Source organism: Streptomyces sp. GESEQ-4 (assembly GCF_017948455.1).
Classification (GTDB): Bacteria; Actinomycetota; Actinomycetes; order Streptomycetales; family Streptomycetaceae; genus Streptomyces.
This window is the reverse complement of sequence record NZ_JAFFSU010000001.1, coordinates 872430-894704: the sequence shown is the minus strand read 5'-3', so window position 1 is coordinate 894704 and position 22275 is coordinate 872430. Positions and strand designations below refer to the sequence as shown.

At 69.5% G+C, this 22275-nt stretch carries 20 protein-coding genes and 2 pseudogenes; 8 read left to right on the top strand and 14 right to left on the bottom strand.

Annotation, left to right across the window (positions count from 1 at the left end; all coding sequences use genetic code 11):
• Positions 1-346: 346 nt before the first annotated feature.
• The 7 genes and pseudogenes from KCH48_RS04050 to KCH48_RS04020 all read right to left on the bottom strand — a co-directional run.
• Positions 347-784: a hypothetical protein gene (locus tag KCH48_RS04050; RefSeq protein WP_210570452.1), complete on the bottom strand. Its 438-nt coding sequence runs from the start codon at positions 782-784 to the stop codon at positions 347-349.
• A 77-nt stretch (positions 785-861) separates the two neighbouring features.
• Positions 862-1650 carry a hypothetical protein gene (locus KCH48_RS04045; protein ID WP_210570451.1) on the bottom strand — a complete coding sequence of 263 codons (789 nt, stop codon included), beginning with the start codon at positions 1648-1650 and terminating at the stop codon, positions 862-864.
• 73 nt (positions 1651-1723) lie between these two features.
• On the bottom strand, positions 1724-2446 hold the full coding sequence (locus KCH48_RS04040) for a heparin lyase I family protein (protein WP_210570450.1): 723 nt from the start codon (positions 2444-2446) through the stop codon (positions 1724-1726).
• A gap of 97 nt (positions 2447-2543) precedes the next feature.
• The gene (locus KCH48_RS04035) at positions 2544-4790 is read right to left on the bottom strand and encodes a glycoside hydrolase family 95-like protein (protein ID WP_210570449.1); all 2247 of its coding nucleotides are present in this window, start codon (positions 4788-4790) and stop codon (positions 2544-2546) included.
• The gene (locus KCH48_RS04030) at positions 4787-5125 is read right to left on the bottom strand and encodes a hypothetical protein (protein ID WP_210570448.1); all 339 of its coding nucleotides are present in this window, start codon (positions 5123-5125) and stop codon (positions 4787-4789) included. Before KCH48_RS04030 ends, KCH48_RS04035 begins: the two co-directional genes overlap by 4 nt.
• A gap of 232 nt (positions 5126-5357) precedes the next feature.
• Positions 5358-5825, bottom strand: a complete 468-nt coding sequence (locus tag KCH48_RS04025; protein ID WP_210570446.1) for an SRPBCC family protein — start codon at positions 5823-5825, stop codon at positions 5358-5360.
• Between the two features lie 58 nt (positions 5826-5883).
• Positions 5884-6225, bottom strand: a pseudogene (locus KCH48_RS04020) (hypothetical protein); the annotation flags it as partial.
• A gap of 160 nt (positions 6226-6385) precedes the next feature.
• Here KCH48_RS04020 and KCH48_RS04015 point away from each other — a divergent pair.
• The gene (locus tag KCH48_RS04015; protein ID WP_307840791.1) at positions 6386-8395 is read left to right on the top strand and encodes a transposase; all 2010 of its coding nucleotides are present in this window, start codon (positions 6386-6388) and stop codon (positions 8393-8395) included.
• 9 nt (positions 8396-8404) lie between these two features.
• On the opposite strand, the pseudogene KCH48_RS04010 reads toward KCH48_RS04015, so the two are convergent.
• A pseudogene (locus tag KCH48_RS04010) lies at positions 8405-8737 on the bottom strand (maleylpyruvate isomerase family mycothiol-dependent enzyme); the annotation flags it as partial.
• Between the two features lie 84 nt (positions 8738-8821).
• Positions 8822-9808 carry a threonine/serine dehydratase gene (locus KCH48_RS04005; protein WP_210570444.1) on the bottom strand — a complete coding sequence of 329 codons (987 nt, stop codon included), beginning with the start codon at positions 9806-9808 and terminating at the stop codon, positions 8822-8824.
• A gap of 91 nt (positions 9809-9899) precedes the next feature.
• Here KCH48_RS04005 and KCH48_RS04000 point away from each other — a divergent pair, with 91 nt between their 5' ends.
• From KCH48_RS04000 to KCH48_RS03990, 3 genes are all read left to right on the top strand, one after another.
• Positions 9900-10307 (top strand): VOC family protein, encoded by a 408-nt coding sequence (locus tag KCH48_RS04000; protein ID WP_210570442.1) that lies wholly within the window; start codon positions 9900-9902, stop codon positions 10305-10307.
• Positions 10308-10570: 263 nt separating this feature from the next.
• Positions 10571-11209 (top strand): hypothetical protein, encoded by a 639-nt coding sequence (locus KCH48_RS03995; protein WP_246884708.1) that lies wholly within the window; start codon positions 10571-10573, stop codon positions 11207-11209.
• 245 nt (positions 11210-11454) lie between these two features.
• The gene (locus KCH48_RS03990) at positions 11455-12522 is read left to right on the top strand and encodes a hypothetical protein (protein WP_307840790.1); all 1068 of its coding nucleotides are present in this window, start codon (positions 11455-11457) and stop codon (positions 12520-12522) included.
• Positions 12523-12537: 15 nt separating this feature from the next.
• Here KCH48_RS03990 and KCH48_RS03985 read toward each other — a convergent pair whose 3' ends face one another.
• Positions 12538-14094, bottom strand: coding sequence for a trypsin-like serine protease (locus KCH48_RS03985; protein ID WP_210570440.1), 1557 nt, complete (start codon positions 14092-14094; stop codon positions 12538-12540).
• Between the two features lie 307 nt (positions 14095-14401).
• On the opposite strand from KCH48_RS03985, the gene KCH48_RS03980 reads away from it, so the two are divergent.
• The 4 genes from KCH48_RS03980 to KCH48_RS03965 all read left to right on the top strand — a co-directional run bounded on the left by KCH48_RS03980 (position 14402) and on the right by KCH48_RS03965 (position 18562).
• Positions 14402-15436, top strand: a complete 1035-nt coding sequence (locus KCH48_RS03980) for an endonuclease/exonuclease/phosphatase family protein (RefSeq protein ID WP_374104651.1) — start codon at positions 14402-14404, stop codon at positions 15434-15436.
• 77 nt (positions 15437-15513) lie between these two features.
• A complete protein-coding gene (gene cseB / locus KCH48_RS03975) occupies positions 15514-16200 on the top strand; it encodes a two-component system response regulator CseB (RefSeq protein WP_210570436.1) in 687 nt (228 codons plus the stop codon).
• Positions 16201-16216: 16 nt separating this feature from the next.
• A complete protein-coding gene (locus KCH48_RS03970; RefSeq protein WP_246884706.1) occupies positions 16217-17434 on the top strand; it encodes a HAMP domain-containing sensor histidine kinase in 1218 nt (405 codons plus the stop codon).
• 105 nt (positions 17435-17539) lie between these two features.
• Positions 17540-18562, top strand: a complete 1023-nt coding sequence (locus tag KCH48_RS03965) for an Lrp/AsnC family transcriptional regulator (RefSeq protein WP_210570432.1) — start codon at positions 17540-17542, stop codon at positions 18560-18562.
• A gap of 223 nt (positions 18563-18785) precedes the next feature.
• Here the strand turns inward: KCH48_RS03965 and KCH48_RS03960 are convergent, their stop codons facing one another.
• The 4 genes from KCH48_RS03960 to KCH48_RS03945 all read right to left on the bottom strand — a co-directional run bounded on the left by KCH48_RS03960 (position 18786) and on the right by KCH48_RS03945 (position 22256).
• Complete coding sequence (locus KCH48_RS03960) at positions 18786-19184, bottom strand: pyridoxal-phosphate dependent enzyme (protein ID WP_210570430.1); 399 nt, start codon at positions 19182-19184, stop codon at positions 18786-18788.
• Between the two features lie 72 nt (positions 19185-19256).
• Positions 19257-19532, bottom strand: coding sequence for a RidA family protein (locus KCH48_RS42810; RefSeq protein WP_282615092.1), 276 nt, complete (start codon positions 19530-19532; stop codon positions 19257-19259).
• Positions 19495-20973 (bottom strand): MFS transporter, encoded by a 1479-nt coding sequence (locus KCH48_RS03950; protein ID WP_246884705.1) that lies wholly within the window; start codon positions 20971-20973, stop codon positions 19495-19497. Before KCH48_RS03950 ends, KCH48_RS42810 begins: the two co-directional genes overlap by 38 nt.
• The gene (locus tag KCH48_RS03945; protein ID WP_307840789.1) at positions 20961-22256 is read right to left on the bottom strand and encodes an amidohydrolase family protein; all 1296 of its coding nucleotides are present in this window, start codon (positions 22254-22256) and stop codon (positions 20961-20963) included. The genes KCH48_RS03950 and KCH48_RS03945 overlap by 13 nt, the downstream gene beginning before the upstream one ends.
• Positions 22257-22275: the final 19 nt, after the last annotated feature.

Sequence of the window (22275 nt, the reverse complement as noted above, 5' to 3'; positions counted from 1 at the left end):
GGTCGGCCCCAAGGGTCGGGGTACCGGATTCCCTGATGCGTTCGACCGCACGCAGGGTTGGGACATTTCAGTGTCTCAGACGCAGGATCCAGAACCGGCCACATATAGCCGCAGTAGGCGCAAGAGAGCGTATATGCCGGATGCGGCGTCGGCGCGGTTTTCCTTCGAGGCGGCTCCGTGGGCTCATCCGCGTCACGCATGCTCCACACCCAATATGCCCACGTCAGCAGCGTTATCCCGAGAGCGGCACCTGATCCGATCCAGGCAACGGCATCGTCTGTCATGGCTCAGTCCCTTCTCTGTCGCCCTCTCGCGTCGAGGGCCGAAAGAGCGGTTCCCGGTTCCGTCAACCGACCTGTTTCGGCCGGAAGATGCCTCCGCAGCTTTGGTGCCTGGCCGGCCGCCGGCCGTGCCCGGTGACCTTGTCCACACACACATGGCACATCCAGGAATTGCAGCGATCGCACCGCCGCGCGTAGAGCTGGGCGCTGACATCGGCCATCGGCCCAGCGAGATCCTCCTGGGTCAGACCGAGGTTCGCGGCGATGTCCCATATGCCCCGCTCCCCCATCGGGTCGGGACGCAAGTCCTCAGGATCGATGTTTCGTCGGCAACTCACACATTTCGGATGCGGTTCAATGCGGTGGGACTTCTCCGTTCCGAGCTTGCCCGCTTGCTTCGGGGTTGACTCAGGTTCGGGTTCTGGTCCCTTCTCGGGAGCTGCCATGCCCCCCGATTCGCCGGTCAGTTGACTCTTCTTGCCTCTCCTGCGGAACCATCGCATGGGGCGGATCGTAGTGGCGGGGATCGGGACCCCTCCCGAAGCTGGACAGTGCGTCATATGGTCACCGGGCCCACCCGCTACTCGCCGCTGCCGGAGCGGGATACGGAGTGATCGGTCTCAGCCGTCGAAGTCCGACGCGACCGTCCCCAATTCCTCATCGCCGGACCTGAATCGGGCGCCCGATCCACGGCCCAGCGCCGCAAGGCAAGCGCAAAGCCCACTCCGGCCATCAGCGCGGGAACGGCCAACTCGGTTGCCAGCGATGCCACCCAGTCGGGGTTCATCTGCCGCGTCAGGCCACTGGTGTACTGGCAGGTCGCCTGAGGCGGGAAGAAGCTGTACTCCAGCGTCTTCGGCGCCTGGTTCCCCCAGTCCGCCCCTGCCGCGCAGGCCGACGACGGCCCCGCGACCAGCCGCCATCCGGCGAACGCGTAGACCATGAGGAAGACGGAGCCGAGCACGAAGAACGCCGCTCCCGTACGGCGGAGCTTCGCGCCCCTGGACATCGGCACGACGAGCTCGCTGCCGAGTGACGGATCGAGGCACTCGGCGATCAGGGCCACGAGCAGACAGGTGACCAGGATCAGCATGCTGCCCCAGAGCAGCACGTTGAGCACTCCCCCGCCGCCGATCGAGGAGACCTCTCCGTACTGGAACTCGCAGATGGTGGCCGGCGGAAACGCCTGATCCCGCACCCGCAGGAGTCGGCCCGGCCCCTGAATCAGCCCGTGCTGGCACCGCTCGTCGAACTCCATCATGCCGAACGAGGCGATGGCCGAGCCGACCATCACAGCGCCGAAGGAGATTCCTGCCGCGGCCCATAAGCCGCCCGTCCGATAGCCGCCATGCGTGCGCGCGTTTGACATTCGCGCACAGTAACCGACCGCAGAGCCGGCGGCTGAAGTGCGCCGCCGGACGCTGCCGTTCGTCGCCGAAGGCTCAGTCCACGTCCCCGTAGGACGTGCCGATCTTCAGAGCGTCCACGTAGTGGTCCACCGAGTTGGAGTCGGCGCCGTAGACGCCCCACTTCGGGTGGTTCTCGCTGTCGAAGGTCCGGCAGTTCCAGCGCCGGGTGCCGCTGTTGAAGGTCTGCTTGGCGCCGTTGAACCAGAGTTCGACCCAGCCGCCGCGGGTCTGGTCGGACAGGTGGAGGCCGATGACGATGTGGTTCCAGGCACCGGCGGAGACGGACCTGGACCAGATCGTGTGCACGGTTCCGTCCGGCTGCCGCTGGATCATCGTCAGCTTGCCGCCGATCATCTTGAGCACGACGGGCCAGTTCTGCTGGTGGTCGCCGTACGACTTCCACTGGAAGATCGCGTTGTTGTCGACCGCGCTGGAGAGCTTGCTGGCCCAGCCCAGGTAGCGGGTGCTGCCGTTGGTGAAGGTGTACTCGTCGCCGCCCACGACGATGCCGCGGCTCTCGCAGCGGTTGGAGCCGGCCGGCTTGCGGTAGCGCCACACCTCGCCCCGCGCGGAGTCGTCCACCGCGGTCACGCCGCCGGGCGCGGCGCAGTTGCTGCCGATGTGGCCGAAGACGCCGGTGCCTCGGGAGGCGTCGCCGTCCCAGATCACCGCGGCATGGGCCTGGCCGGCCAGCAGGGTCATGACGGCCGCGGCGGCGGTGCAGACGGTGGCGAGTGCTCTGCGCTTGGTGTTCATATGTGCCCTCCTGTGTCGATGGTGTCGATCGGTGGGGGGTCGGGCGTCACGGATGTCGAGCGTCACGGATGTCGGGTGTCACGAATGCCGGGCGTCGCTACGGCAGGCCCCACGCCGGGGCGTCGCCGTTGGCCGGGACGTTCTGTGGTGTGAGTCGCGGCCGGTCACCGCGCCGGGTCACGACGGCCGTACGGCCCCGGCGAACGCCGACGGCGATGGTCCCGTCGCCCCGGTCGCGGTACGGGAGCCGGGAGCCGTTCGCCTTGTCGCGGACCTCGATCTCGCCGTCGATTCCGTGCCGTAGCACCAGCGGTTCGCCCGCCTCGCTCGTCACGGCGATCCAGTCGGTCCGGCCGCCCGACCGGGAGGCGTCGACGAGGAAGGCGCCCTGCGTACGGACCTGGGAGATCGAGACGTCGGGCCAGGCCGAGGAGACGGCGGGGAACACCCGCACCACGCCGCCGTGGCTCTGGGTGACCATGTCGAGCAGCGACTGGCCCGCGCTGATGGGGCTCTCCAGTGCGAAGTTGGAGCCCTCGCGGTACATGGTGTTCGGTGTCAGGGCGCAGTTGTCGACGACGTTTCCGTCCAGATAGAAGCGCAGATACGTCAGCGCCTCCTTCCCGTTGCCGAACAGGGTCTCCATGGACGAGGCGGCGGCGTAGCTGTAGCCGTGCCAGCGCGCCTGCATCGAGGTCCAGTGGTCGAAGGTGCGCCGCTCCAGCTTCTCCTGGAGGGGGTACAGCCACAGCAGGTGGGAGAAGTGGCGGTGGGATTCGGCGAGCGGGACGCCGGCGCCGATCATCACGCCGTTCTCGTTCTCGTGGTACGGCACCAAGCGGGCGAGGATGTCGCGCCATCGCCCGGCGTGCGGGTCGTCAAGCCGCAGTCGTTTCGCCGAGGCCAGCAGCGTCGCGCAGCCCCACTTCAGCAGCGACAGGTCGTACGTGCAGTCGGTGGCGTTGGCGTATTCGGGCGAACGGGTCTCGGGCAGGTGCAGCCTGCCGTCCGCGCCTTCGGTGAGGAAGCGGGCGTGGTGGTTGACCGCCTTGGTGAGCACCGGGTGGATGACGTGGCGCAGCACCTTGTCGTCCATGTGGTGGCGGTAGGTGACCCAGCTGTTGTGCAGCGCCCAGATGAGGTTGCCGGTGTGGTCGTTGGGGTCGATGCCGGGACGGCCCACGTAGCGCGGGCCGGAGCGCAGCTGCCAGTCGCCGGGGTGGCAGAGCGCGTATGTCTCGCCGTCGCGCAGCTCCGGCCGGATGTTGGTCTCCAGGTTCTCGTGGTAGCGGGCGAAGGTGGGCGTGATGGCGTCGAGTTCACGGTGGTTGGAGCCGTTGGCCAGCGGATAGGTGACCTGGACGTTGGTGTTCCACCAGATGTTGGTCCAGCCGTTGCCCGACTCCGGGAACCAGGGCCCGAAGACCGGGGTGACCGGGCCGCCCGCCCGGGTGGCGCAGGCCAGCTTGTAGAGCTGGATCCAGTAGAAGCGCTGGACCTTCTTGTCGGGTACGGAGACCAGGCTGCGCCGGTAGAAGCCGTGCCACCAGCGCCGGTGCCATGCGATCTCGCGGTCCGGGGCGCCGTCGAGCGTTTCGTCGACCGTACGGACCGCCTGCTCGCGACCCGTCGAGTCCGGGTAGCCGTACGCGATGGAGGCGGCCAGCAGCCGCCGCGTACCGGAGCGGACCTCGCGCCAGGCGGTGGAGTAGCCGCCGCCGGCGTGCAGCGGCTGCTCGACCAGGCCGAGGGTGACGGCGGGGTCCGGGTTGCCCGTGTAGTCGGGTGGCAGGCGGATGGTGCGGGTCGTCCGCGCGGGCAGCGGGGTGAAGCCCCACGTCGCGGACTCCTCACCCGCGGTGGGTTCGAGGCGGACGAGCAGCACGTCGCGGTGGTTCAGGATCAGGGCGCTGAACTTCGCTCCCCCGCGCGTGGTGGTGATCGTGCCGGTCAGCTCGGCGTCGTCGAGGTCGAGCCGCCAGTCCACGGCGGTGATGGCGCCGGCGAAGGTGAGGGTGAGGTGGCCGACGCCGAGCCGCGAGTATCCGATCGCGGCCTCCCACTGGCCGCGCTGGTCCTGCACCAGACCGTTGTTGACCATGATGCGCAGGACGTTGTTCTCGCCCGGCTTCCGGTAGAGGTGCGCGGCCATATAGCCGTTGCCCAGGAAGGGTCCCTCTTGCCAGCTGCCGGGGACGCGTTTCCAGAGCATCGCGGCGTCGTCGAGCAGGCCGCCGTGCACATCGCGATGGTGTGAGCGGCCCGCCCAGGCCGCCGTGGAACCGGCCGCGAACACGGCCGCTGAGCTTCCCGCGACGAAGGCCCGCCGGGAGATCGGGGTCATGGCTTCGACCTTTCCAAGGAGACGGCGAACAGGTGCAGTTGGGGGCGGGTGGCCACCGAGAGAGTGAGGCTGCGCAGCTCTCCGGCCGGGTCGAGGGCGATCACGGTCGCGAAAAGGCCGACCTCGGTGCGACGCACCTCGGTGTTGCCGGTGAAGTCGATCCAGTGGTTCAGCGACTTCTCGATCGGCTCGCGGTACTCCGGCTGCTCCCAGGTAGCCGTTCCCGTCCACGGTGTAATCGGCGAGCCTGTCCAGCACCTCGCGCCAGCGGGGCGCCAGTTGGTCGTCGATGCCGAGCCGGTCCGCGGCGGACAGCAAGGCGGTGCACCCCCCACCACTAAAGCTCCGAGGAATGTGCGTCTGGACGAGGATGATTCGGGCATGCGCCGTCTCCTCATGCCGATACGTTGGACGACCCGCAGAATCGGCGACATTGCATGCACTCGTCAAGTCACGGAACAAGAATTGATCGGGTGAATGAGGCCGGAGCATAGGCCCATCACGCAGCTGGCGGGGTCAGCGATCAGGGGACATCCGATGACTGCCGCTACTGGCGGCCAGCCTGAGTCAGTCGGCCCTTTCGACATACGACGCCAGATTGGCCAGCGAGGAACTGATCCCCTCCTCGTGGACCGCCTGGTCGATGCCGGATGGCACACCCGTGGCGGTGACGGTCACCTCCGTCCCGTCACCGGCGGCAGCGAGGAACCAGGTCATCGTCATCGTGCCCGCGTAGGACGGGTCGTCGGCCTCGAACACCGCCCGCTGCACCACGCGTTCCGGCGGCACCAGCTCGGCGAATTCGACGTCGACGACGTCCGTCGCGTCCGACGTCTTGCCGGGGCTGTCGGTGGGGTCGAGGTAAGTGAGGACCATCCGGAACCCGCCGCCGGGCTGGGGGTCCCATCGCTCGACCCGACCGCGCATGCCGTCCGGCGGCAACCATGCCTCAAGGGATTCCCGGTCGAGGAGGGCTCCGTAGACAGCCTCTGGTGGCGCCGCGATCACCCGGCTGGCGCGGTCGATCCTGTCCATGAGCAGAGTCTAGGACCGGAGATACCTCTGGTGGCGGCGTGCGTGGAGTCGGTCGCGGTCATCGCGTCCCGCAGCGACCGCGCAAGAGCTCGACACCGTCGCCTTCGAGATCGTCGCAGTACGTCGCGCGCCCGGTCATCGCCATGACCAGCGCCAAGGTCGTACCCGAGACGAGGGGCCCGGAGCCGGTGGTGAAGGGGCCGTCCTTCGCGACGAGTTTCAGCCCGTCAACGCGCCCCTTGGCCACGACCACGAGGTCGGAGCCCCGGTAGTACTCCGCCACCCGCGTGACCACGTCGATCGGGTAGTCACGGCCGATGCCCAGCGGGCGGCGAATGTCCTCCGCGTGCACGATCGTCTCGCCGAGCATCGCGATGACGGGGAGCGGAGGCTCATGTGTTTCCTTTGGTATCCGTAGCGATGCATCGTCTGTCGGTGTCGTGCCGTGTGTCCGGTACCGGCCTCGGCGTCGCATGTGGGTGCGCGGATCGAATGCGTGACCTTTTCGCGGGAGTGTCGTTGATCGTATGACAGCACCACGGGCAGGAAAGGGGGGACCGGTGAGCCGGAAGCTGGCGCTCGGCGAGGGCGAAACGGCCCGGACCGCCTGCGCCCGTGGTCTGCTGCGTGCGGGCGTGGTGGAGAAGACGGGCGAGGTCCTGTCGGCCGCCGTGCTAGCACAGCGGGTCGGCTGGGCCGCCGATCTGGTCTCCGGCATGGCTGCCGAACTGCTGGCCGAGCACTGGAACGCCGCCGATGTGGACATGCTGGCCTCGGGTGAGGATGCGGGCGGGCGGAAGCTGCCGTCGAATGCGTGGATGGCGCTGCGGAGGCTGGGCTGGACGGCCGCCCCGGCCGGGGGCGTGAGGGTCAACGACCGGATCGTGCGCATGGCCCAGGAACAGGCCGGACGTACGCTGCGGTCGGCGAAATGGCGGGCCGACCTCACCGCCGGAGTCCGCACGACGTGGCCCGCCGAACCGGGCAAGCGCACCCCTGAGGAGTGGGACCGGGTGCGGGAGGCGGTCCCTGACGGCGAGCACCTCCCGTCGAGTGTGATCCGTTCCCGCACCCGGCAGATCGCCGCCTTCGCCACGCAGCACGGCCGCCTGCCGGCCGATGTGTTCGAGCTGGAGGCTCCGCCTGGGGCGGCGCGGATGCTGCTGCTGTCGGCGTGTGACGGGCAGCAGGCCACCATCGAACGCGGCGAGGACGCCCCGCAACGCGCGCTGCTGCGCCTGCAGTTGCCCACCCGGCCCGAACCGCGCTCCTACCGGGACTGGACATGGGTGGCCTGCCCCCTCACGCTGCCGCCCACCATCCCGCCCGGCGCGGTGCTGCACCTGCCCACCCTGCGCATCACGGGCGGAAAGGTGTGCGCCGACCTGGCCTACACCCACGCCGTACACAAGCCCCGGCGTACCGGCCACAGCGTGGCGCTCGGTGTGGACTGGGGCCTGAACACCCTGCTGTCCGCGGGCGCGGTGCGGCTACACGACGACGGGCACATCACCGCGCTCGGGCACGGTGGCCAGTTCCGGGCCGCCGGGATCCTCGCGAAGCAGCACCGGCTGCGGCGCCTGTCGGAACACCTGCACACCAAGGCCGACCAGTATCAGCGGCTCATCGACGACACCACCGGGCATCCGCTCACCGGCAAGCACGATGTGCTCCGTGAGGAGAACCACCGAGTCTGCGACCGCAGGTCGAACCTCAACGACGCACTGGCTTGGGCCGCCGCCCGCTGGGCCGTGGACCAGGCGGTTGCCGCCCACGCCACGGTGATCTACCTGGAAGACCTGCGGTCGATGGAAGCGGGCGGCATGGGCCGCACCCACGACACCCGCCTGTCCCAGACCGTACGCGGGCAGATCGCCGACCACATCCGGCACCTCGCCACCGAGGCCGGGATCGCCGTCGTCACCGTCCCGCCCCCGGGCACCTCCCGGCACTGCCCCCGATGCCTGGCCCCGCTGCGGCACCGCAAGGCCCCCGACCGCCCCACCACACCGGGCTGGAAATGGGCCCTCTGCCCCGACCGGGCCGGATGCGGCTGGCAGGGCGACCGCGACCAGGGCGCCTGGCAACGCATCGCCGCCCGCGGCCTCACCCATCAGACCAGGACCGTCACCGACCGGGCCACCAGGCAGATAGCGATCCGCACGGTGGTCGACACACTCGAAACCCAGGCGGTCATCACCGAGACCGCCCCGACCAGCCGGGCCGACCGGTCCAAGACCGGCCCCACCCGGCGGCACACCACACGCCCCGCGCCCAGGCGACGCAAGGCACCCTCCCCCACCAGGCCCTCGGGTCCGGCGGGCCAGCGTCCGGAGGGACACGCACCACCGGGCCGGAGGAGACTGCCCCGCGCAGCCCGCCGGCACCAGGACGTGACGACGATCAGCACACCCTTCCCCGGACTCCGTCCGGGGGAACCCCCATCCGGCCGACACCGGCCACGAGGAGCAGCACTGGGAGCAGGATTCCACCTGCACGCCCACGCCACCCCTCCACGATGGACAGAGCCCACGCCAGACACCATGCCTGACATGGGATCACCATGCTGATCAGAGACGCTTGGTCGTACTGGGGACCACACGCTGGAATCTCGCCAGCGTCTCGGCCGGCGTCGCACCCAGTTGCTCGGCCAGCCGCATCGCCACCTGCTGGTCGAAGTCGAACCGGCAGCGGAGCACACCCGCCAGCCACCGCACCGAGTTGAGACTCGCCGCGGCAGTGAGATGTGCCAGTACCTCACGGACCGTCAACTCGGTGCACAGCGACGGCGTTTGCCACTGCTCGTCCGTCAGACCCGCGAGATCGGCCGCCAGCGCCGCTCGCTCAGTACGGATCGAGCGCCAGACGCCGGTCTTCCGGGAGCGGTCTGCTGCCAGTTCCGGTTCAGTCATGCGGGAGCGTCTCCTGTCAGGGCCCTGCTCTTGCTTGCCGGAGAGGAGACCGTTGCCGCGGGGCGAACTCATCGCCCGCCAGTGTCACGGCCCGTGGCCGGGAGCCGCACCGACCCAGCGGTGATACGTATCCACGTCGACGTTGCTGCCGCAGACGATGGTGACGACGTGCCGGCCGGCGAAGCGGTCACGGTCTTCGAGGATCGCCGCGATGCCGAGCGCCGCCGACGGTTCGACGACGAGACCGGCGTGGTCGAGGAGCATCCGCATACCGGCGATGATCGACGCCTCCTGGACCAGGACGGCGTCGTCGGCGACCAGGAGGAGGTCGTCCAGGACGGCCGGGATGGGATACCGGCCGGCGACGCCGTCGGCGATGGTGTTCGTCGAGTCGGTGGTGACCACGCGCCGCCCGCGCCACGACCGTGTCATCGCCGGTGCGCCCAGTGGCTGGACGCAGATCACCTCGACGTCGGGAGCCAGGGACTTCAGCACGTGCCCCACGCCGGTGGCCAGCGCCCCGCCGCCCAGAGCGATCAGCACGGCGTCGAACGACGGCGCGGCGTCGACCAGTTCCAGGCCGATGGTCGCCGCGCCCTCACAGGTCTCGATGTCCAGGCTGTCCTCGACCAGCCGGATGCCCTCGTACCGTGCGATGGCCGCCGCCCGCTCGCGAGCCAACTCGTGGTCGCCGTCCACCAGTTCAAGCCCGGCGCCCAGGTCACGGATGCGATCAAGCTTGGCCACGGTCGCGAAGCGGGAGGCCACGACGGTCACATCGAGCCCCCGGCCGCGACCGGACCAGGCCAGCGCCTGGCCGAGGTTGCCCGCACTGGCGCACACCACGGCCCGCGAGTCATCGTCGGCGAGCAGGCTCGCGACCAGTTCGGTGCCGCGGGCCTTGAAGCTGCGGACCGGGTTCGCCGTTTCGAGCTTGATGCTCACCGTGCACCCGAGGTCGGGTTCCAGCGGCTCGCAGCGGTACAGCGGAGTGTCGAGAAAGACCGGGTCGATCAACCGGCGAGCCGCCCGGATCCGAGCGGTGTCGAGGCGCGTCGTGTTGGCGTCCATGCGTCACATTCTCCCGTCGGGGTCCGTCAGTGCCGTGACGAAGCAACACGACCCTCACTCGGGTCGGACCCACGAAGGAACGGACACCACGATGCTGACCAACATCATGTACGTGACGCTCTACGTCACCGACCAGGACCGCGCGCTGCGGTTCTACACGGAACAGCTCGGTCTGGAGGAGCGCGTCGACGTTTCCAGCCCGCTGGGCCGCTTCCTGACCGTCGGCGTCCCCGGCAGTCCCGTCGAGATCCTCCTCTGGCCGCACGCCGCGGCCTCGGGGCAGCCGGCCGAGGCCGACCCGGCGACCGCGCCCGGTCCGGTCTTCCTCGAATCGGACGACCTGAGGAAGGACTTCACGGTGCTGCGCGACCGCGGCGTGGCATTCGACCAGCCCGAACCGGAGGACTACGCGTTCGGGGTCCGCATCGAGGCGGTGGACCCGGACGGCAACCGGATCTCGCTGCGCCAGCGCAACCGGCCGAGCAGTAGCGGGAACTGACGGCCCGTAAGCCTGTGTGCGCCGGAGCGCGCCCGTGCCTATACCTGCCGGTTTGGTGCGCGGGCGCTCCCCCCATACGGGGAATTGAGCCCCGGCCGTCTGTTCGCGGCACCCGGCACCCGATGCACTGGGGCATCAACCGATCATCCACATCTGTCATTCCAGCCCAACAACCCACGATCACCACAGGTCACCCCGAAAGGTCACACCGAACAGCCCCGGGCGGGCAGTGCAGTACATCGGCGCACTACTAGGAGGCTTTCATGGCACTCACGCAGTGGACGAGGTCAATGGAGTGGCTGGCCGCGGCGTCGGAGGATCCCCGTGCCTGCAAGGAGGAGTGGCAGAACGGCAGTACCGGGGTCACCCTGCTGGCCGCCGGACGGTTCTGGGACGTGCTCGTCGTGCCGGAAGAACTCGGGCTGCGGGTCGCCGAGCTTCTGGAGGAGCTGCCGCTGCTCAACCCCGGCCCCTGCCTGCTGGATACCCGTCGCCGTCATGTGGGCTTCCTCCTGCCCCCGGAGCCGTATGCCGTCTGGATCGGCACCGGGCTGCGCCTGCTCGGCCGGGGGACGTGGATCGCCGCTCCCGCGCCGCACTGCCGCTGGGGCGCGCTGCGCTGGATCGTCCCGCCGGACGGCACCGGCACCCTGACCATGCCCGAGGTTCTGGAAGTCGCGCTGCAGCGGTGCGCGGGCGAGCTGTCCCGCCTCCAGGGACTCCCGGGTCTCCCCGCGCCCGCCACGCACAGCCAGACGACGACGTCGGACACACAGTGGGGCGACGGTCGGCACGTGTCCGTCGCACGGAGGCTCACCGGCGATCAGAGTCCGGCGGTCGCACCCCGCCGACGCCCCACTCGTCGCGCAGATCGTCCAGTCATGCCTGCGAGGCGCGACTGACCCTGGTCCCGGGGGGAAACCCGAACGACACTGCTGGGGGTGTCACCAATGACGCCGCGACGGGGCCTGGTCAGGATGGCGGCATGGCTTCCTCTTCCCTCCCCCGGCGGGAGTTCGTAGCTGCAACTGCCCTGGCGACGTTGCCCCTTGTGGGTACGTCCGTCGCACACGCCCGGCCGACCCGGCGCCCGGCGAGGCGGCGCTTGCGTCTGCCCGCGCCGACAGGAGCCTGCACGATCGGTACGGTGTCGCGGCGGCTGGTGGACCGTACCCGACCCGACCCGTGGATCCCGTCGAGGCCGTTCCGCGAGTTGATGATCAGCGTCTGGTATCCGGCTCTCGCGCCGGGCCGCGGTCATGGCCTCGCGCCGTACATGGAGCGCGGAGCGGCCCAGGCCTTCGACGCGCAGTCGCCCCACCGGATCCCCTCGGGGACGGTCGACTGGGCGGGCACACGCACACACGCCTACCGGGAGGCGCCCGCGGATCCACGGGGCGGGCGGCGGCCGGTCGTGCTGTACTCGCCGGGCGCCGGTGATCCGCGCGGCTGGGGCACCGTGCTGGTGGAGGAACTGGCCGGCCAGGGGTTCGTCGTCGTCACCCTCGACCACACCTACGAGTCCCCGGGGGTGCAGTTTCCCGACGGCTCGGTCAGGACCAACGAGGTGCTGCTCGAGGAGTTCGCGCGGGCGCGGCGCGAGGGCACTGTGCCCGCGCTGCTGGAGAAGACGCTGCGCGTCCGGGTCGCCGACACGCGGTTCGTCGTGGACCAGCTGGGTGCGCTGCCGTACGGGCTGTCCGACGTGCTCGATCTGCGTCGGATCGGCATGGCCGGCCAGTCGGCGGGCGGGTTCACCGCCGCGCAGAGCATGTACGAGGACCGGCGGATCCACGCCGGAGTCGACCTGGACGGCACCCTGGAGTTCAACCAGGAGCCGAACGGAACGCACCTCTCACCGGTCGCCCGGCACGGCTTGGGCCGGCCGTTCCTCCTGATGGGCCGAGAAGGCAGCGATCACACGACCGAGCCGTCCTGGGCGGCGTTCTGGTCGCACAGCACCGGTTGGCGCCGCGATCTGACCCTGCGCGGCTCCCGGCACCAGACGTACACCGACCTCGCCACGGTGATGCCGCAGACCGGGCTCGGCCGGGATGTCGTCGAGGAGACCATCGGCACGATCGACCCCGCCCGTGCGGTCGCGACGGTCCGGGCCTGTGTCACCTCGTTCTTCGACCGCTGGCTCCGAGGCCGCGACGACCACCTCCTCGACGGCCCGTCGCCACGTCTCCCTGACGTCTCCTTCGTGGAGTAACCGCCCAGCGTCAGGTCAACGGGGCGTGGCACCGGCGAGTGTGCAGCCCTGGTGGGACAGGTCCAGTTGTGAGCCCTCGGCCAGGCAGGCCGCTATCAAGTGGACCTGCTGGCCGTAGCCACGGCCCTGCACGGAGGTCACGGCTCCGTCCGGGCCCACTTCGCAGGGGTTGTTGTCGGTGCACTGCTCACCGGCATCGTTGTGGGTGTTGTGGATCCCCACGACCGTGGTGCCGTCGGGTGCCAGCAGCGCCGAACCGGATGTGCCGTGCCAGGGTGCGCAGTCTTCACCGGCGGCGTAGCGGATCGAGTCGTCCTGCTGGTAGCCGCCCTCCCGCAGGTGCGTGACCACTGCCTCGGCGGTGCAGTCGAAGCGGCGGCTGGTGTAGGCCATGGTCAGCGGGTCACCCGCGCGCACGGGACTGGAGGTGAGCCGGAAGACTTTCGCGCCCTCGGCCTTCAACTGCGCGTAGGTCTTGTCCAGGCGGTAGAGCGCGATGTCGGTCCCGGTCATCGTCGCGTACACCAGCCGTTTCGCACGGGCGGTGGTCTGCGGGTAGCCCTGGCGGTCGGCGATGGGCACCTCGCGGTCGGCCGGCTGGTCCACTGTCGCGGTTCCGGGGGCGGGCCGCTGTTCTTCCACGCAGTGACCGTTGGTCAGCAACAGTGCCGGATCGCGCGGCCGGGAGGTGGGGGTGCGGACCACCGAGCCCGCACAGCCACCCAGGTCCACCGTGCCTTCCACGTCCGGGATCGGATCATCGGGGGGTACGTCGGTGCCCTTGGTGATGCCGTTGAGCCAGTCGGCGTGCCGAGTGACATCGGTGTACAGCGTCTTGCCGCTTTCGTCGGGGCCACTGACCACACCGGCCACGGCCCACCGGCCGCCGTCGCGGACCAGAGCGGGGCCGCCGGAGTCCATGTTGGACGCGGCGACGCGGCCGTCGCTGCTACCGATACACAGCTCTCCGCCGGCCGCGGCTGACGGACACGTCGAGATCGGCTGCACCACCGTGTCAGCCTCCCGCAGCCGCGTAGGGAAACACGCCGCGTTGTCGGTGTCGTCGCAGGTCATGCCCCAGCCCATGATGCGGACGGGTGTGTTGTCCGGCGGCGTGGTCGAAGCGATCCGTACCGGCTTGGCCCGCACCGGGGTCTTCAGGTGCAGCAACGCGAGGTCGCGGCCCCAGAACCCGCCCTCATCGTTACTGGTCGCCAGCCGGTAGTAGTGGTCGACCTCGGTGACCTCGCCTCCGGAGCGGGTGTCCAGTGACCCGACCCGGACCTTCCAGCCACGCGGGACACCTGTCTTCGCCCCTGTCGGGTTCCGGCCGGCGCAGTGGCTGGCGGTCAGGACCCATTGCGGAGCGAGGACCGCCACCCCGCAGCCGTGTCCGTCCGGGCGCGGTGGCGCGGGAAAGGACGGCTGGAACGAGCCCATGAACGAGTAGGCGCGGGTTGACTCGGTGCCACCCACGATGGCCTGCGCCGGTAAGGCAGCCATCAGGGTCGCGGTCACCGCCCCCGTCGACAGGGCCGCGGCCGCCTTTCGGCTTGTCGTCCACTTACGCATCAGTGACTCCCCTTCGTCCGCCGCCTGGCACCGCTCCGGCGGTCCTGTACGGAGGAACAGCACCCGGCCGTCCCGTCGGCCCCGATCCTGGGCCCAGCAGTCATCCGGCTGGTCTCGCCCGCGTATCAGGCGAGTCGCGGCAGCCGCTCAGTTGTGTGTCAGCCGTGGAGCGGTCGCGGCCGGATGCGGGCATACGCAACCGATACACAGCTCAGCGGCGGCTGATACACGGTCACCGTGCTCTCGATACACGGGCGCCGGACTGTGGGCGGCATCCCACTTTCAACGGTTCGGAGGTTGTCCGATGCTGCCGCACACCCAGCCCGGCCGACTCGGGTCCAGCAACGGCTGCGACGCGGTGGCGGACCCGGCGCTTTCCGCCTTCGCGGCAGAGCTCCCCCGGCTGGCCGACGGTCAGTCGAGAGCGCCGTGGTCGTGGCGGCGCGGGCAGGTGACAGCGGTGCTCGCGCTGCTGTGCACCACCGTGCTCCTGCTGCACCGCCGGATACCCGACGGTCCCGGCCGGCCCGCCAGGCTCGTCGAGAGCTTTCTGCCCTGGATGGGCGCGGCCGTGCTGTCTCTGCTGCTGATTGCCTTGGTCCGGCGGTCGGCGACGGCGCTGGTCGCCGTGTTGCTGCCGGCCGTGACCTGGGTGTCCCTCTTCGGCGGCACGCTCGCCGACAAACGCGGCACGGGCGGTGACCTGACCGTAGTCAGCCACAACGTGGGTGACGCCGACCCCGACCCGGCCGGCCGTGCACTGGCCGCCTCCGGCGCCGATGTGCTCGGGCTGGAGGAGCTGACCGACGCGAACGTCCCCGCGTACGAGCGAGTGCTCGCCGACGCCTACCCGTACCACCATGTGGTGGGCACCGTCGGGTTGTGGAGCAGGCGGCCGTTGCGGGACGTGCGGCCGGTGCCGATCATGGCGTGGACGCGGGCGTTGGGCGCGACGGTCGAGACACCGAAGGGACCTGTCGTGGTCTTCGTGGCCCATCTGCCGTCGGTGCGGGTGCGGCCGGCCGAAGGGTTCACAACAAACTGGCGTGATCACGCCGTGGTGCGGCTTGCTGACGCGGTCCACCGTGCTCCGGAGCGGCGGCGGATCCTCATGGGCGATTTCAACGGGTCCCTGGACGACCGCGGACTGACCCCGGTGACCTCGGTGATGCGCTCGGCGCAGCAGGTGGCCGGCGCCGGCTTCGGTTTCACCTGGCCGGCCGCCCTGCCGGTGGTGCGGATCGACCACGTGTTCACACAAGGTGTCGATCCCGTGGCGGCATGGACGCTGCCGCGTACCGGGAGCGATCACCGCCCGGTCGCCGCTTCGGTCAACCTCTGAGGGCTGTCATCCTTCTTACTCGTGTGGTGCTTGGTGTCGTTGAATCGTGCGCGCGAACAGGTAAGCAGGTGAGGCAGGTGTCCGAGTCCGTGAACGTGCTCCTCGTCGAGGACGACGCCGTGATCCGCAGGGCCGTGGGGCTCATGCTGGAGCGCTACGGCTACACGGTGGCATCCGCGGAGGACGGGCTGGCGGGGCTTGAGCTGTTCCGCGCGGGCGGACACGACCTGCTGCTCCTGGACGTGATGCTGCCGGGCCTTGACGGGATCGGACTGTGCCGACGGGTGCGGGAGACCAGCTTGGTGCCGATCCTGATGATGTCCGCGCGCGGCGACTCACTCGACGTGGTCGGAGGACTGGAGGCAGGCGCGGACGACTACGTCGTCAAGCCCGTCGAGTCCCCGGTTCTGGTGGCGCGGATACGCGCGTTGCTGCGCAGGGCCACCTTCACCCGCGCCGAGCCGGCCGTCGACGGCCGGTCGGTGCTCACCTTCGGAGACCTGACGCTCGACACGGACGGGCTGGAGGCGCGGGTGGCCGGTGAGCCCGTGGTCCTGACGCCGACCGAGCTGCGGCTACTGCTGGAGTTCGCCGCGCATCCGGGGACGGTGCTGGAGCGGCAGACGCTGCTGCGCAACGTATGGGACTACGGCTGGGACGGTGACAGCAGGGTCGTGGACCTGTGCGTGCAGCGGCTGCGAAAGAAGATCGGCGCCGAGCGGATCGAGACGGTCCGCGGCTTCGGCTACAAGCTCGTGCGCTGACATGACACACCCTGACATGACACGCCCCTTCGCCTCGCTGCTCTGGAAGATCACTGCTCTGGTGGGCACCGCCTGCTGCGTGGTCGCCCTGGTCATCGGGGTCCTCGTGCACGGGGCGACGTACGACCGCTCGATCGCGGAGGGCGAGGCCAAGGCCCTCACCCAGCTCGCCGACGCGTCGCAACAAAAGGCCGGCGCGGCCGACGCCGTCATCAGAAGCCCCCGCGAACTGCCCCGTACCCTCCGCGAGCAGGTACGGAAGGCCGACGGAAGGCCCCAGACCTGGTACGACACACGGGTGGCGCATGTGCCCTCGATGTGGGCCGCCCAGGAGTCCGAGGGCCGTTGGACGGGCGTCCGCGTCCACATGGACCTCGACTGGCTCAGCCGTAAGGCACTCGACCGGCACATGGCGTACGCGGCGATCGCGGCGCTGGCCCTGGTGCTTCCGCTGTCAGCGCTGGCCACCGAGCTCCTCGTCCGGAGGCTGCGCCGGGTCGCCGCCACAGCGCGCCGCATCACCGAAGGCGAACTGGACGCGCGGACCGGCGGGCCGGGGCGGAGCCGGGACGAGATCGCGGACATCTCGGTGGCCGTCGACCACATGGCGGGCAGTCTGGAGCGGCGGCTGCGCAGCGAGCAGCGGTTCACCGCCGATGTGGCGCACGAACTGCGCACCCCGCTGATGGGACTGGTCACCTCGGCGGAACTGCTGCCCGAGAGCGAGGCGACCGATCTGGTGCGGGACCGGGTCCGGGTGCTGCGCACGCTCGTCGAGGAGCTGCTGGAGGTGTCGAAGCTGGACGCGGGCGCGGAACAGGCTGAGCCGGTGACCGTTCCGCTCGGCGAACTGGTGGAGGATTCGGTACGGCGCACCGGGCTGACGGTGCGGGTGTCGGCGGCGAGTGCCGGGACGGTACGCACGGATCCACGGCGACTGGACCGGATCCTCGCGAACCTGGTCGGCAACGCCCACCGGCACGGGCGGGCACCGGTCACCGTGGCGGTGGACGGCGCCACCGTCGTCGTACGCGACCACGGCCCGGGCTTCCCGGCGGAGCTGCTTGCCCACGGGCCGCAACGCTTCCGAACCGGAGCGGTCGAGCGCGGCCAGGGCCACGGCCTCGGGCTGACGATCGCGCTGGGCCAGGCACAAGTCATCCAGGCGCGCCTGGAGTTCGCCAATGCGCCCGACGGAGGCGCGACGGCGACACTGCGCCTCCCGCCCGGCTGACAGGGCTCACAAGATCGAGCGCCACAATCCTAAGAATCGGATGAAATGCTGCACGCACTCCACGAGAATGACGTCTCTCGTGCATGAAAGGACCGATGCTGCGGCATGCGGAACTCCCCCTTCGACGAACTCGACATCGCCATCGTGGACGCCGTGCGCTCGGCCCCGCGCGTGAGCTGGCGCGATCTGGCGCCAGTGCTGGGCGTGGATCCGGCAACCATCAGCCGCCGTTGGTCTCGCATGCACTCCGAGGGAGTCGCGTGGGTCACGGCCCACCCGGCGGGGAGCGCGACACCCGCCTGTGCCCTGGTGGAGATCACCTGCGTCCCGGGGCGATCGGGCACCGTGGCGGACGTCCTCGCCGCCGACATCGAGGCTGCCACCGTCAAGCTGACCTCCGGTGCACGGAATGTCGTAGTGCTGGCGCAAGCCCCGGACTTCGAGGCTCTCTCGGGCTACCTCCTCGACCGGGTGGAGCGCGTCCCCGGGGTCACGTCCATCCACAGCCACATCGTCACGCGGTCGGCCCTGGAGGCCAGTCGATGGCGCGAAGGCGCACTCAACGAGGAGCAGCGCCGGCAACTGCGTACCGACACCGGGACCCGACCGGATCACGCCGCTGCCCTCCAGGCCCCCGACCATCGCATCATCCGGGCGCTGAACATCGACGGGCGCATGTCGTTCGAGCGGATCGCCGCACAGGTCGGTCTCAGTCCCGTCGCCGTGCGGCGCCGGTTGACACGGCTGGAGGAGGCGGGACTCATCATCTTCCGCTGTGACACCTCGCGTCTCATCTCGGGACATGCCATCGCCGCCGTCTACTTCGGGTCACTCGACGCCCACGAGCTCGAGGAGGCCGAGGGGCGGATCCGTACGCTGCCGGGAGTCCGGGCGTGCAGCATCGTGGCCGGTCCGCACAACGTCATCATCGACGCCTGGCTGCGGTCGACGGCGGAGACGCACGACCTGGAACGGAAGATGAGACAGGTCCTGCCCGCGCTGCGGATTCAGGACCGGTCGCTGGTTCTCCGTACGATCAAACTGCTCGGCCGCATCCTGGACTCGGAGGGAAGGTCGGTGCGCTCCGTACCGCTGCTGGCTGAGGACTCCGCATCCGAGCATCGGTGACGCGTCTCGTCGTAGCCGAGTCCGCCGGTGAACGCGACCGCCCCCATGACCCCGATCGCCTCTTCTTCCCGCGAGAGCGGTGTGACACGCGGCGAGACGCCGTCCGTGCCGCCATCGGTCGCGACCAACGAGTTGACGACCGGGGCCACGCTCACAGAGGGGATGTACCCGACCCGCGCGGTGCCTGCCGCCCAAATGCCGTCGGCGACGGCTTTCGCATACGTCATGTGCGTGGTTCCTTGACGGCGAGCGTCCCCTGCCCGGAGATCACGTCGGCATGATCGAAGGGAGGAATCAGCGTCATCCCCCGCTCCGCCCCCACGGCTTCGGCGACGATCTCCCGGCGGGCGCCGGGGGCCATGATGACCTCGGCGCCCAGGGCACTGGTGGCCTCCACCTTGACGGGCATGGCCTCCTCCGGCATGACGATCACGGCCCGGACTCCTGCCGCTCGGGCTGCCCACGCAACGGCCTGGCCGTGGTTGCCGCTCGAATGCGTGACCACGCCACGTGCCCTGACGTCCGGATCGAGACGTCTGATCACGTTGACGGCACCCCGCAGTTTGAAGGCACCGATCGGCTGGAGGTTTCGGCCTTCAGCCAGAGGTCGCCCGGCGCCCACGAGGCGGGCAGCAGCGGAGTCCGCACCACGTCAGACACTGCTCGTACCGCGTCTCATGAGGGAGTCACGCATTCAGGCCCCGTCCCGGACGGCGATGGCGTCGAACTCGACCCGGGCCCTGTAGGGCAGTTCGGCGACGGCGACGCACGTGCGGGCCGGCAGGGGCTCGGCGAGGACCTCCTGATAGATCGCGTCCATGGCGTTGCGGTCGTCCATCGAGGCCAGATAGACCGTGATCTTCACGAGATGCCGCAGCTCCAGCCCACCGAGGCCGGCTTGCTCCGGAGATTGGCCAGGACCTGTCGTTTCGTCATGCTCCTGCTCCTGGGTCGGGTTCTGCGGGGACATCCGCGTGGCCTCGCAACTTCCGTACCAGGAAGGCCATCGGGACGGCGGCGAGGATGAACGTGCAGCCCGCGACGGCGATATACGTGTGCACGCCCGTCGACGAGTTGACCATCTCTCCGTCGACGACGATTTCGTTGGCTGCGAGAATCGCCGATCCGATGAAGCTCATCGTCACCGAACCGACGGCGACCATCACCATGACCATGCTGGAGACGGTGCCCTGCCGCTCGGGCGGCGCGAGGACGGACGCGAGGTTGAACCCGGAGGTGACCAGCGAGCCTGCTGTCATGCTCAGCATGAACGAGCAGATCACGGCGATCGGAAGGTTGTCGGCGCCGGCCGAGAACATCACGAAGGAGGCGATCGTGCCGAGCGCCAAGCCCACGGCCAGGGGCCGGGCAGGGCCCACACGGGTGGCGATCGCACCCGCCACGATGCCGCCGAGCATGATCCCGATCGATGGGATGCCGAACATCAGGCCGAGCGCTCCGGGGCCGTTGATGCCGTATCCGAGGCCCTCGTCGGGAGAGACGTCGATCAGCAGGCTGAAGAGCTGGAGCATGCTCCGATAGGCGCCCGTGCCCATCACGACGACGAGGAGACCGAGTCCGAGAGCCAGTGAGATGCCACGGATGTCGATCACGGGCTCCGGGACGCGGCTCAGGACGAGGTACCAGAACGTCAGCGCGGCCAGACCACCGATGAGGATGGCGAGCGGGGCGATCCCCAGCCAGCCGAATTCCTGCCCGAGGCTGATGTAGACGAGAACGCCCGCGAGGCCGCAGCCGAGTGTGAGCGCCCCGGCGACGTCGACCTTGCCCGGCGTGCGGATGCGAGAGTTCGGGATCACGAGGCGGACGCAGAGCGCGGCCACTCCCGCGAACACCGCGGAGACCACGAAGACGAACTGCCAGCCGAACACCTCGGTGGCGAACTCCAGGATGAAGGGGGAGACGATCCCGAAGACGGACGAGCCCGAGGTGACGATGCCTGTCACCACCATGGCGAACTTGGGCGCGCAGATGTCGCGGATGATGGCGACGGTGAGGAACAGGCCTGCGACCGCGGCGCCCTGCAGGGCTCGTCCGAGGACGAAGACACTGATGTGGGGCGCGAGGAGACACACGACTCCGCCGAGGCCGGCGACGATCAGTGTGATCACGAGCACCTTGCGTTTGCCGTAGATGTCGGCGCTCTTGCCGAGCAGTGGTGCCCAGGTGGCTCCCGCCAGCATCGCGCTGGAATCGATCCACGCGAACTGGTTGGTGTCGAAGGCGTCGCTCAGTTGCGGAAGCACGAAGGTGGGCGACGCGATCACAGTGTCGACCATGACGTTCACCAGGATGAGGATGGCGACATAGCCGACGACCGGCTTGGTCCAGCCGGTGTTGAGTTCGGTCGCCGGCTCGTCTCTGGTGAGGCTCGGGCTCATGTCGTGCATGAGCGGCTCCTTTCGGAGGACATGCAGACGTGAATCACGGAGTCGGCGAGCGTGCACTTGCGGACTACGCCCTGTTGAGCTACCAGGGCGATGTTCTCGGGCGCCGACAGCACACCGATGTCTCGCAGCGGATCTTCGGTGCACAGGACGAGGTCCGCGACGCATCCGCGACGCAGTGTCCCGAGTGTGTCCGCCACTCCGAGGAGCCGGGCGCTGTTGGATGTCGCCGCGCGGATGGCGTCGATCGGCGACATCCCCAGTTCCACTAGGCACGACAGCTCGAACGGGTTCTGCCCGTGCGGGGTGATGCCGGCGTCCGTGCCCACCGCGATGTTCACCTTCCGCGCGATGGCCGCGGCGATGTTCTCCTTGGTCCGCTCGTTCCAGCGAAGCTTCTTCTCGTAGTGCCACGGCGCGGTCTTCCGCGGGTCCAGTGGCTGGAAGGCGGTCGACAGGGTCGGTACGAGGAAGGCCCCCTTCTCTCTGAGGAGGTCGCATCCTTGGTCGTCGATGCCGAAACCGTGCTCGATCGACGTGACACCGCAGCGGATCGCGGCGAGGATGCCGGCCCGGCCCTGTGCGTGTGCGGCGACCGGGCGTCCTCGGTGGCGATGTCCCTCGTCCACGACCGCCGCGATCTCCTCGTCGAGCAGGTCCTGGTCGTCGGGGTCGTCGTGGGCGCTGCTGATCCCGCCACTCGTGCAGATCTTGATGACGTCGGCGCCGGCGCGCAGCATCCGCCTCGCTGCCTTCCGCACGCCCACCACGTCGTCCGCGATCTCGCAGTAGTCGAGGCCGAGGCTTCTTCCACTGGGGAAGGTGTCGTCGGCGTGTCCGCCGGTGTGGCTGATCACGCCGACCGATGTCTGCAGGCGTGGGCCGGTGATGAGTCCTGATGCGACGGCGTCGCGGAATCCGGTGGGAAGTCCACCGAGGTCTCGAGCGGACGTGATCCCGGCGTCGAGCGTCCGGCGCAGACGTTCAGTTGTCTGGAGAACACCCAGGACAGGGTCCGTCAGAAGGGCGGCTTCCAGGATCGACCGGTCGGAGGCCACACCGAGGTGGGTGTGACAGTCGAACAGTCCCGGGAGGAGTGTTCCCCGCCGACCATTGATCGCCCTGACGCCGGGGGTCGGCTCGGGCGCCTGTGCCGCCGGCCCGGCGTAGGTGATCCAGCCGTTGTCGTCGACGTCCAGCACAGCATCGTCCACCGCCTCTGTGCTGACACCGTCGATGAGCCGCACGTTGCTCACCCGCAACGCGGCTCCGTCGTTGAGTCCCACGCGCCGACCTGCCCTCATT

Bases quoted from the DNA above. Each gene is read 5' to 3' on its own strand.
- KCH48_RS04050 (WP_210570452.1), bottom strand. From the start codon at position 784: ATGCGATGGTTCCGCAGGAGAGGCAAGAAGAGTCAACTGACCGGCGAA.
- KCH48_RS04045 (WP_210570451.1), bottom strand. From the start codon at position 1,650: ATGTCAAACGCGCGCACGCATGGCGGCTATCGGACGGGCGGCTTATGG.
- KCH48_RS04040 (WP_210570450.1), bottom strand. From the start codon at position 2,446: ATGAACACCAAGCGCAGAGCACTCGCCACCGTCTGCACCGCCGCCGCG.
- KCH48_RS04035 (WP_210570449.1), bottom strand. From the start codon at position 4,790: ATGACCCCGATCTCCCGGCGGGCCTTCGTCGCGGGAAGCTCAGCGGCC.
- KCH48_RS04025 (WP_210570446.1), bottom strand. From the start codon at position 5,825: ATGGACAGGATCGACCGCGCCAGCCGGGTGATCGCGGCGCCACCAGAG.
- KCH48_RS04005 (WP_210570444.1), bottom strand. From the start codon at position 9,808: ATGGACGCCAACACGACGCGCCTCGACACCGCTCGGATCCGGGCGGCT.
- KCH48_RS04000 (WP_210570442.1), top strand. From the start codon at position 9,900: ATGCTGACCAACATCATGTACGTGACGCTCTACGTCACCGACCAGGAC.
- KCH48_RS03995 (WP_246884708.1), top strand. From the start codon at position 10,571: ATGGCACTCACGCAGTGGACGAGGTCAATGGAGTGGCTGGCCGCGGCG.
- KCH48_RS03985 (WP_210570440.1), bottom strand. From the start codon at position 14,094: ATGCGTAAGTGGACGACAAGCCGAAAGGCGGCCGCGGCCCTGTCGACG.
- KCH48_RS03970 (WP_246884706.1), top strand. From the start codon at position 16,217: ATGACACGCCCCTTCGCCTCGCTGCTCTGGAAGATCACTGCTCTGGTG.
- KCH48_RS03965 (WP_210570432.1), top strand. From the start codon at position 17,540: ATGCGGAACTCCCCCTTCGACGAACTCGACATCGCCATCGTGGACGCC.
- KCH48_RS42810 (WP_282615092.1), bottom strand. From the start codon at position 19,532: ATGTCCCCGCAGAACCCGACCCAGGAGCAGGAGCATGACGAAACGACA.
- KCH48_RS03950 (WP_246884705.1), bottom strand. From the start codon at position 20,973: ATGCACGACATGAGCCCGAGCCTCACCAGAGACGAGCCGGCGACCGAA.